Below are 9,709 nucleotides of genomic sequence, written 5' to 3'. Positions count from 1 at the left end.
CTCGCCCGATCCCACTCGCCGTGCATCCGGCCATGTCGTTCACCGGCACGAGCATCGACCTCGTGCGGCTTCGCGAGAGCTTCTGTGCCGTGACAGCTCCGACGCCCGTGCTGCCGATCGGGCAGGCTCTCGTCGTCGAGATGGGCGCGGAGCCCGTGATCGTGGCGGAGGCGGATCGTGCGACCTACGCGGAGGCGATCGCGACGGCGACGAGCTTCTCTGCGGCGATCGTCGGGCAGGCGGTCGGCATCCTGCGGTCCATCGGCATGGAGTCGCCAGGGGGTGTGCTCGCACCGCTCGTGCGCTCGTCGGTGGAGAACGCGCTCGCATCTGGTCGTGCCGATACGATCGAGCCTGCAGATGCGTTCCCGACAGACGAGGACTAGCCCGTGAGCTCCACCCCGAAGCGGCCCATCGTGCTGTCGACCATCGCAGAGGTGCGGTCGACACTGACTGGGCCGGTTGCCCTCGTTCCGACGATGGGTGCCCTCCATGACGGCCACCTCGCCCTCGTCGAGCGCGCTCGCCAGCTGGCCCCGACCGTTGTCGTGTCGATCTTCGTCAACCCACTGCAGTTCGGCGCGGGAGAAGACCTCGACCGCTACCCGCGCACACCCGACGACGACCTCGACAAGCTCGGTGCTGTCGGCGTCGAGTACGTCTTCATGCCGTCGGTCGAGGAGCTCTACCCGACCTGGCCCATTGCCACGAAGGTCGTAGCGGGCGCCGTCGGCAACCTCTACGAGGGCAAGACGCGCGCCGGGCACTTCGACGGCGTGCTGACGATCGTGGCGAAGCTGCTGAACATCGTGCGCCCAGAGCACGTCGTGTTCGGCCGAAAGGACGCCCAGCAGGTGTTCCTGGTGAGCCGCATGGTCGCCGACCTCGACATCCCGACGACGGTCGCCGTCGTCGACATCGTGCGCGAGGATGACGGACTCGCCCTCTCCAGCCGCAACCGCTACCTCGACGAGAAGCAGCGCCGCGCCGCCCGGGTGCTGTCCCAGGCTCTCGAGGCTGCCGTGTCGTCTGCCGATCGCGGCATCGACGCGGTGCTCGCGGCTGCGCAGAGCGTGCTCATGGGCGAGCAGCAGGTGCAGCTCGACTACCTCGCGGTGGTGCATCCGGCGACCTTCCTTCCCGTGGATGACGACTACCGCGGCAAGGCGACCGTGCTGATCGCCGCGAAGGTCGGCACCACCCGGCTCATCGACAACGAGGGCATCGTTCTGACCTAGGCCCATGCGCGCCCCCGATACCATGGGGAGTCGCAATCACCTGGAGTACACATGTCTGACGAGCACGCGCCCGAGCCCGAACTGACCTCGGAGGAGATCTCAGAGCAGAAGGCCGTGCGCCTCGCCAAGCGCGAGCGCCTGATCGCGAGCGGCGCAGAGGCGTATCCCGTCGGGGTGCCCGTCACGACGACGATCTCGGCGGTGCGCGCGAAGTACGCCGACCTCGAGACCGATACCGCCACTGGCGAGATCGTGGGCCTCGCCGGCCGCGTCGTGCACTCCCGCATCGGCGGCAAGCTGTGCTTCGCCGCACTGCAGGCTGGCAACGGCGACCGCATCCAGGTCATGGTCTCGCTCGCCGAGGTTGGCGAGGAGAGCCTCGACGACTGGAAGGCGCTCGTCGACCTTGGCGACCACGTCTTCGTCCGCGGTGAGGTCATCTCGAGCCGCCGCGGAGAGCTCAGCGTGCTCGCGAGCGAGTGGAAGATCGCGGCGAAGGCCGTGCTGCCGCTGCCCAACCTGCACACCGAGCTCAGCGAGGAGTCGCGCATGCGCTCGCGCTACCTCGACCTCATCGTGCGCGAGCAGGCGCGGGCGACCGTGCGGGCGCGTGCCGCGGTCAACGCCTCGCTTCGGTCGACCTTCGCCGGGCACGAGTACCTCGAGGTCGAGACCCCGATGCTGCAGGTCATGCACGGTGGGGCATCCGCGCGACCGTTCGTGACGCAGTCGAACGCCTTCGACACCGAGCTCTACCTGCGCATCGCGCCAGAGCTCTTCCTCAAGCGCGCTGTCGTCGGCGGCATCGAGCGGGTGTTCGAGATCAACCGCAACTTCCGCAACGAGGGAGCCGACTCGACGCACTCGCCGGAGTTCGCGATGCTCGAGGCCTACCAGGCCTACGGCGACTACAACCAGATGGCAGAGCTGACGCAGCAGCTGGTGCAGGATGCGGCTACCGCCGTCGCTGGCGGCACCACCGTCACCTGGGCAGACGGCACAGAGTACGACCTCGGCGGCGAGTGGGACCGCGTCTCGATGTACGAGTCGCTGTCGGCGGCTGCCGGAGTAGAGATCACGCCCCAGACGCCGATCGCCGAGCTCAAGACGCTCGCCGACAGCCTCGACATCGAGGTCGCCCACCCGATCCCCGGCAAGTACGTCGAGGAGCTGTGGGAGCACTTCATCAAGGGCGGCCTGACCCGCCCCACCTTCGTCATGGACTTTCCCGTCGACACGAGCCCGCTTGTGCGGGCGCACCGCTCGAAGCCGGGCGTCGTCGAGAAGTGGGACCTCTACATCCGCGGCTTCGAGCTCGCCACGGGCTACTCAGAGCTCGTCGACCCCGTCGTGCAGCGCGAGCGCTTCGTCGAGCAGGCGCTGCTCGCGAGCAAGGGCGACCTCGAGGCGATGCAGCTCGACGAGGAGTTCCTGCGGGCCCTCGAGCACGGCATGCCCCCGAGCGGCGGCATGGGCATGGGCATCGACCGCCTGCTCATGGCGATCACCGGTCTCGGTATTCGCGAGACCATCCTGTTCCCCCTGGTCAAGTAAGGAACCACGTGAACGACTTCGACAAGCCAAAGGTCTCGACCGCGCGACTCGCCATCTGGATCGCGGTCGGCGCGCTCGGGCTCTACTTCGTCATCAGCGGCCTGGTCGGCGCGCTCACCTAGAGCCGACAGCTAGGCCTCTCGCGGGCGCAGCCGCACGTTCGGCAGCTCCGGCGCGGGCAGTGCGCTGCCCGGATAGTCGGCGATGCTACCGAATGGACCGGATGCCGTGCCGGCCTCGATCACGTCGGCCTGCCACCGCGCGCGGAACGCCACGATCTCGTCATGGCTGCGGCCGATGAAGTTCCACCACATGACGATGCTCTCGCCGAAAGGCGCGCCGCCGATCAGCAGGGCGCGTGCGCCCTCCGCGCCAGCCGCAAGCTGGAGGGTGCTGCTGCCGGTCTCGCGGAACGCGAGGTGCGACAGCGCGAGACCCTCCCCGTCGATCGACAGGCTGCCGCGGTCGAGCAGCAGCCCATGCTCGAACGACGGGTCGACGGGCAGCTCGACCGTCGCGCCCGGCGGGAGGTCGAGCTGGGCGCCCACGATGGGGCTGAACGCCATAGCCGGCGATGAGCTGCCGACGAGGGAGCCGAGGAACACATGCACCGTCGCGGCACCGAACGTCACCGCCGACGGCACATAGTGTTCGAAGAACGGGGCGCGGCCGCGCTCGGCGTCGGGCAGCGCCACCCACAGCTGCGCGCCGTGCAGCACCGTCGTCGCCTGCGTCGACACCTCCGAGTGCTGGATGCCCGCACCCGCTGTCATGAGGTTGAGCTCACCAGGGCGCACCATCGCGTGGCTCCCGGTGGAGTCGCGGTGCTCGATCTCGCCGGCAAACAGCCAGCTCACGGTCTGCAGGCCGGTGTGCGGGTGAGGCGGAACGGTCATCCCGCCGGAGCTGGCAACGGCATCCGGTCCGTAGTGGTCGACGAAGCACCACGGGCCGATGAGGCTGCGCTGGCGTTGCGGGAGGGTGCGGCGAACCGTGAGTGCGCGGGGGCCCCCGAGTGGCACGTCGCGCGGCTCGAGCACCACGGTTCGCGACGCGACAGCGGTCGCGACCAGCTCGTCCGGATCCGGGTCGAGGTTGCTCATGGGGGAATCCTAAACTGGGGTCATGGTCACTCGCGCGCGCATCCTCACGGCGGCGCTCTGGGTTGCCGTGGCCGCCGTCTGCGTCGTGCTCGTGGTCACGGGCGTGAGCGGCATGATCGTGAAGGGCCGCTGATGGATCGTCGATCCTCCCGGCTGATCATGACTCTGGCGCTCGTCGGCATCCTCATCGTGATCGCCATAGTGACCTTCACGCGCTGATGAACCAGAAACCCCACTGCGCGAGCACCGCGCGGCCACTACGCTGACGCCATGACTCGTCGCCACGGCGCTTCCCTTCTGCTTCCGCTGCTCGTCGTGCTCGTGGCGTGCAGCCCACTGCCGTCCGCACCGGGCGAGAGCCAGTCGAGCACTCCCGTGGTCGAGGCGAGTCCCGCGCCAGAGTCACCGGTCGTCGACGAGGTTGTCGACCCGGAGACATACCTGCTCGAGGGCGCACTCGACGACGACCCCGACGGCGATGGCTTCTGGTCTGCGCACTACGGCTTCTACTTCGAGCCATCGAAGAGTGCCAGGTGCGACATATTCATCTTCTCCGGCGACCAACCGGGTGTGCACTGCTCGATCGTGCCAGGGCGCGAGTCGGCAGTGACCTACGCGCTGCCTGCAGGAGCCCAGTGCGATCTGTCGACCTCCAACCCATTCGACGGGTACACGCTGTCACTCGGATCAAAGGCGCTTGGCGACAAGGCGGCGGGATGGAGCGGGTGCCAGGAGACGAAGGAAGCCGACTACTTCGCAGCAGAGACGAAGGTGCTCGGCGAGGGGCAGTCGTTCACGGTCGAACCGTTCGGTTGCGTCGTCAACGGCGAGGCTGTCGGCTGCTACTACACCGACGACTCCGGTTCGATCATCTTCGGGCTCTCCACCGCGGCGTACGCGGGATGACGCCGCTCGAACCTGCGCAGCGCCTCGACGCTCTGACCGGCATCCGGTTTGCCGCCGCAATAGCCGTGTTCAACGCCCACGTGGTGCCACCGGCTGACGGCCCGGCGATCTTGGCCACGATCTCGCTGGCGGGTCACAACTGGATGACCATGTTCTTCGTCCTGTCTGGCCTCGTCCTGGTATGGAACTACGACCCGGAGCCTGGAGGGCGGTTTGCGGCACCGCGGCTCCGCACCTACTACGTGGCACGCCTTGCGCGCATCTACCCCCTCTACCTCCTCGCCCTTGCGCTAGCGATTCTGCCCACGCTTACCTCTGGCGCTGATCCTGTCGCGCTGATCGGCGACAGACGTTTCTGGCAGCACGCGCTCGCCCTGCAGACGTGGAGCGGCGACCTCACCGTCGCGTACGGCTTCCACCCGCCGGCGTGGTCGATCGGCGTCGAGTTCTTCCTCTACGCGCTGTTCCCGGTGCTTGTCGTCGCGATGCGACCGATTCGCGCGCGGCCGCGCGCCCTGATAGCCCTCGCCGTCATCGCGGTGCTCGTCGCGGCGGCGATCACGCTCGCGCTCGTCGTCACCGGGCACGCCGACCTTCCACGTTCCGACCCCGCCTCGGCGCATCGCTGGGTCTATCGAACGCCGCTGACGCGACTTCCCGACTTCATTCTCGGCATGTGCATCGGCTATCTGATCCTGCTCTGGCGGTCGCGTCCGATGGAGTCTGCGGGCCGGGCGGCGCAGTGGGCGGGTGGCATCATGGTCGTCGTCTCTATGCTCCTTCCGCCTCTTGTCGAGTCGGTCTGGTCGCTCGATGTCGCGTCCATGGTGCCCTTCGCCCTCCTCATGCTCGGACTGGTGCTGGCCGGCTCGACGCCGCTCGCCCGCCTGCTCTCGAGCAGACCGGTCGTCTTTCTCGGCGAGGTGTCGTTCGCGTTCTACCTCTTCCACGTACTCGTCATCTCGGCGATCGGGCAGCCCTCGACCTCCGGGGTCGTTGCGTGGGCGGCCGTATGGGTAACCGGTTTCGTGCTCACACTCCTCCTCGCTGTCGGCGCCCACCTGCTGGTAGAGCGACCGGCCCGCGCGGCCATCCGGGCAGCCCTCGATCGCAGGAAGACCACGGTGCCCGCACCGGCATAGAGTTGGACTGTGGACAACGAATTCTGGACCGGCGTGCTCTACGCCCTCGCGCCCACCGTTCTCATCGGACTGCTGTTCTGGTTCGTCATGCGCTCGATCATCCGCTCCGATAGAACCGAGCGCGAGGTGTTCGCCAAGATCGAGGCAGAGGAGCGCGCGAAGCGCTCGCAGTCCGCGAAGGATGCCGCCTAGCTCCTCGAGGAGTCAGCGACGAGCAGATCGCCAACGTCGCACTCGAGCGCATCGCAGATCGCTCGCAGCGTCGAGAACCGGATGGCGCGCGCCCGGTCGTTCTTGAGCACCGAGAGGTTGACGATGCTCACCCCGACGAGCTCGCTGAGCCGCGTGAGCGTCATACCGCGGGCCTCGAGCAACTCGTCGAGACGGCAGTGGATGCCGGTGTCATCGTCCTGTTCCGCCGGCGCCATCAGACGAGGCCCTGAGTGTCGCGCTGGAGGTGCTCGCCGTAGTGGAAGGCGAGCCCGACGAGCAGCAGCACAACGCCGGTGACGTAGCCGCCGCCGCTCACGACACCGGCGAGGTTCCAGAAGGATGAGACGCCGGCGTTCAGCTCTGATGCCACCAGCATGGATGCGAATGCCCCGAGGGCCTCCGCCACGAGGAAGCCGAGGAGCAGGATGCCGCCGGCGATGCTCACCCACGTTGCGAGCGAGCGACGGAACACGGTGCCCCGCACCAGGCTCCATCCGATCAGCGCGATGATCGCGCCAACGGCGGCGTTGCTCAGTACCCCGGCGATCTGCGCGGTCATAGCGAGTCCGCCGATGGGAGCTGGCAGACCGGCCAGTTCGACAGCCGCAGTCTCGAACCTCCCAGAGACAATTGCGACGTCGCCCGCGTTCGCCTGGGCTGGTAGCGGCTCGGTGGCGATCAGCTGCATCGTGATGTGACCGGACGCGAGGCTGCCCGCGACATCGATGGCGCCGAAGACCAGGGTGGCCAGCGCCGCGAGTGCGGCTCCGACCAGGATCACCCAGACGATGCCCCGCGTGATGGTGATGCTGGCGCCGTTGCCGGTGACGAGGTTGTCGTCTGTCATGGAGGTCCATCCTTATCGGTAATCGTTAATATCGATAAGCGTTAACATACGGCGGCCGAACACAGAGCGCAACCTGTGGTCACGCCGAGGGCGAACACGGGACTATTGCCAAGCCCCGCTGGTTACTCTCTATACATCGGCGCCCCACCTGCAGCGCCTAAGGAGTGAAGATGTTCGAGAGATTTACCGACAGAGCCCGTCGTGTTGTTGTGCTGGCCCAAGAAGAGGCCAAGATGCTCAACCACAACTACATCGGCACGGAGCACATCCTGCTCGGCCTCATCCACGAGGGCGAGGGTGTCGCCGCCAAGGCGCTCGAGTCGCTCAACATCTCGCTCGACGCCGTGCGCGAGCAGGTGCAGGACATCATCGGCCAGGGCCAGCAGCAGCCGACGGGTCACATCCCGTTCACGCCGCGCGCCAAGAAGGTGCTCGAGCTCTCGCTGCGCGAGGCACTGCAGCTCGGCCACAACTACATCGGAACAGAGCACATCCTGCTCGGTCTCATCCGCGAGGGCGAGGGCGTTGCCGCCCAGGTTCTCGTGAAGCTGGGTGCCGACCTCAACCGGGTGCGCCAGCAGGTCATCCAGCTGCTCTCCGGCTACCAGGGCAAGGAGGCGGTTGCCGTGGGCGGCAACGACGCGACGCCAGACAAGGGCTCGCAGATTCTCGACCAGTTCGGGCGCAACCTCACGCAGGCTGCGCGCGACGGCAAGCTCGACCCCGTCATCGGGCGAGAGAAGGAGATGGAGAGGGTCATGCAGATTCTCTCCCGCCGGTCGAAGAACAACCCGGTTCTGATCGGTGAGCCAGGAGTCGGCAAGACCGCGGTCGTCGAGGGCCTCGCCCAGGCGATCGTCAAGGGCGATGTGCCGGAGACCCTGAAAGACAAGCAGCTCTACTCGCTCGACCTCGGCTCGCTCATCGCGGGAAGCCGCTACCGCGGTGACTTCGAGGAGCGCCTCAAGAAGGTGACCAAGGAGATCCGCACGCGCGGTGACATCATCGTCTTCATCGACGAGATCCACACCCTCGTTGGTGCTGGTGCAGCCGAGGGAGCGATCGACGCGGCCTCCATCCTCAAGCCGCTCCTCGCCCGCGGCGAGCTGCAGACGATCGGTGCGACGACCCTCGACGAGTACCGAAAGCACTTCGAGAAGGATGCCGCGCTCGAGCGCCGCTTCCAGCCTGTGCAGGTGCACGAGCCAACCATTCCCCACGCGATCAACATCCTCAAGGGGCTGCGCGACAAGTACGAGGCATTCCACAAGGTCTCGATCACGGATGGCGCCCTCGTCTCAGCCGCGAACCTCGCCGACCGCTACGTGAGCGACCGCTTCCTTCCCGACAAGGCCATCGACCTGATCGACGAGGCCGGCGCGCGCCTCCGCCTGTCGATCCTGTCCGCCCCGCCGGAGCTGCGCGAGTTCGACGAGCGCATCGCCGCGGTGCGCGGCCAGAAGGAGTCGGCGATCGAGAACCAGGACTTCGAGAAGGCCGCGTCACTGCGCGACCAGGAGAAGACCCTGCTCGGCGAGCGCCTGCAGCTGGAGAAGAAGTGGAAGGCCGGCGACGTCGGCGCGAGCGGAACGGTGGATGAGGGACTCATCGCCGAGGTGCTGGCACAGGCAACCGGCATCCCGGTGTTCAAGCTCACCGAGGAGGAGTCTGCGCGACTCATCTTCATGGAGAAGGCACTGCACATGCGTGTGATCGGCCAGGAGGAGGCCATCGCGGTACTCGCCAAGACGATACGCCGCACCCGTGCCGGGCTCAAGGACCCGAAGCGCCCCAGCGGCTCGTTCATCTTCGCCGGCCCCACCGGCGTCGGAAAGACCGAGCTCGCCAAGGCGCTCGCGGAGTTCCTGTTCGACGACGAGAACGCCCTCATCTCCCTCGACATGTCGGAGTACGGAGAGAAGCACACGGTCTCGCGACTGTTCGGTGCCCCTCCCGGATTCGTCGGCTTCGAGGAGGGCGGCCAGCTCACAGAGAAGGTGCGCCGCAAGCCGTTCTCCGTCGTGCTGTTCGACGAGATCGAGAAGGCGCACCCCGACATCTTCAACTCGCTCCTTCAGATTCTCGAAGAGGGACGACTGACGGATGGCCAGGGTCGCGTCATCGACTTCAAGAACACCGTGATCATCATGACCACCAACCTCGGCACGAGGGACATCACGGGCACCCCGATCGGCTTCAGCTCGTCGACCGACACCGCAACCGGCTACGACCGGATGCGCGGCAAGGTCGTCGAGGAGCTCAAGAAGCACTTCAAGCCGGAGTTCCTCAACCGCGTCGACGAGACCATCGTCTTCCCGCAGCTGAGCCCGGAAGAGCTGCTGCAGATCGTCGATCTCTTCATCAAGCGACTCAGCGAGCGCCTCATGGACCGCGACCTCACGGTCGAGCTCACCAAGGCAGCGAAGGAGCGCCTCATCGAGGTCGGCTTCGACGCCAGCCTCGGCGCCCGCCCGCTGCGCCGCGCGGTGCAGCACGAGATCGAGGACCAGCTGTCGGAGAAGATCCTGCACGGCCAGCTCTCGGCCGGAGACCACGTCCATGTGGACTTCGTGGATGGCGCCTTCGTCTTCACGACGGGCCGCCAGGCCGGACTCCCAGAGCCTGAGGTCGTGCCGGCAGAGGTGTAGCAGTCTGTGGGTCGAGACCCTAGGGGCGCCGGGAATCTGGTGAAGGTGACGGAGCCGA

General features: G+C 67.0%; 10 protein-coding genes. 7 read left to right on the top strand and 3 right to left on the bottom strand.

Annotated elements, in window-relative coordinates:
* From AC14A7_RS13440 to lysS, 3 genes are all read left to right on the top strand, one after another.
* Nucleotides 1–386: DUF2520 domain-containing protein (locus tag AC14A7_RS13440; RefSeq protein WP_484009886.1), on the top strand; the 386-nt coding region annotated here is incomplete at its 5' end.
* Between the two features lie 3 nt (nucleotides 387–389).
* On the top strand, nucleotides 390–1,238 hold the full coding sequence (gene panC, locus AC14A7_RS13435) for a pantoate--beta-alanine ligase (RefSeq protein WP_484009884.1): 849 nt from the start codon (nucleotides 390–392) through the stop codon (nucleotides 1,236–1,238).
* Nucleotides 1,239–1,289: 51 nt separating this feature from the next.
* On the top strand, nucleotides 1,290–2,792 hold the full coding sequence (gene lysS, locus AC14A7_RS13430) for a lysine--tRNA ligase (RefSeq protein ID WP_484009882.1): 1,503 nt from the start codon (nucleotides 1,290–1,292) through the stop codon (nucleotides 2,790–2,792).
* A gap of 131 nt (nucleotides 2,793–2,923) precedes the next feature.
* Here the strand turns inward: lysS and AC14A7_RS13425 are convergent, their stop codons facing one another.
* Nucleotides 2,924–3,895: a pirin family protein gene (locus AC14A7_RS13425; protein ID WP_484009880.1), complete on the bottom strand. Its 972-nt coding sequence runs from the start codon at nucleotides 3,893–3,895 to the stop codon at nucleotides 2,924–2,926.
* 270 nt (nucleotides 3,896–4,165) lie between these two features.
* Here AC14A7_RS13425 and AC14A7_RS13420 point away from each other — a divergent pair, with 270 nt between their 5' ends.
* Genes AC14A7_RS13420 through AC14A7_RS13410 form a run of 3 tightly spaced genes read left to right on the top strand, consistent with a single transcriptional unit; the run spans nucleotide 4,166 to nucleotide 6,135 of the window.
* A complete protein-coding gene (locus tag AC14A7_RS13420) occupies nucleotides 4,166–4,801 on the top strand; it encodes a hypothetical protein (protein ID WP_484009878.1) in 636 nt (211 codons plus the stop codon).
* On the top strand, nucleotides 4,798–5,943 hold the full coding sequence (locus AC14A7_RS13415) for an acyltransferase family protein (protein WP_484009876.1): 1,146 nt from the start codon (nucleotides 4,798–4,800) through the stop codon (nucleotides 5,941–5,943). The genes AC14A7_RS13420 and AC14A7_RS13415 overlap by 4 nt, the downstream gene beginning before the upstream one ends.
* A gap of 9 nt (nucleotides 5,944–5,952) precedes the next feature.
* Nucleotides 5,953–6,135: a hypothetical protein gene (locus AC14A7_RS13410; protein ID WP_484009874.1), complete on the top strand. Its 183-nt coding sequence runs from the start codon at nucleotides 5,953–5,955 to the stop codon at nucleotides 6,133–6,135.
* On the opposite strand, the gene AC14A7_RS13405 is transcribed toward AC14A7_RS13410, so the two are convergent.
* Complete coding sequence (locus AC14A7_RS13405) at nucleotides 6,132–6,371, bottom strand: helix-turn-helix domain-containing protein (protein WP_484009873.1); 240 nt, start codon at nucleotides 6,369–6,371, stop codon at nucleotides 6,132–6,134. The two genes, AC14A7_RS13410 and AC14A7_RS13405, sit on opposite strands and share 4 nt — an antisense overlap.
* Nucleotides 6,371–7,003, bottom strand: coding sequence for a hypothetical protein (locus AC14A7_RS13400; protein WP_484009871.1), 633 nt, complete (start codon nucleotides 7,001–7,003; stop codon nucleotides 6,371–6,373). Before AC14A7_RS13400 ends, AC14A7_RS13405 begins: the two co-directional genes overlap by 1 nt.
* 170 nt (nucleotides 7,004–7,173) lie before the next feature.
* Here AC14A7_RS13400 and AC14A7_RS13395 point away from each other — a divergent pair, with 170 nt between their 5' ends.
* Nucleotides 7,174–9,651: an ATP-dependent Clp protease ATP-binding subunit gene (locus tag AC14A7_RS13395; protein WP_484009869.1), complete on the top strand. Its 2,478-nt coding sequence runs from the start codon at nucleotides 7,174–7,176 to the stop codon at nucleotides 9,649–9,651.
* The last annotated feature ends 58 nt before the right edge of the window (nucleotides 9,652–9,709 follow it).

The organism is Conyzicola sp. (genome assembly GCF_057073975.1).
This window is presented reverse-complemented; position numbering and strand designations above follow the sequence as displayed.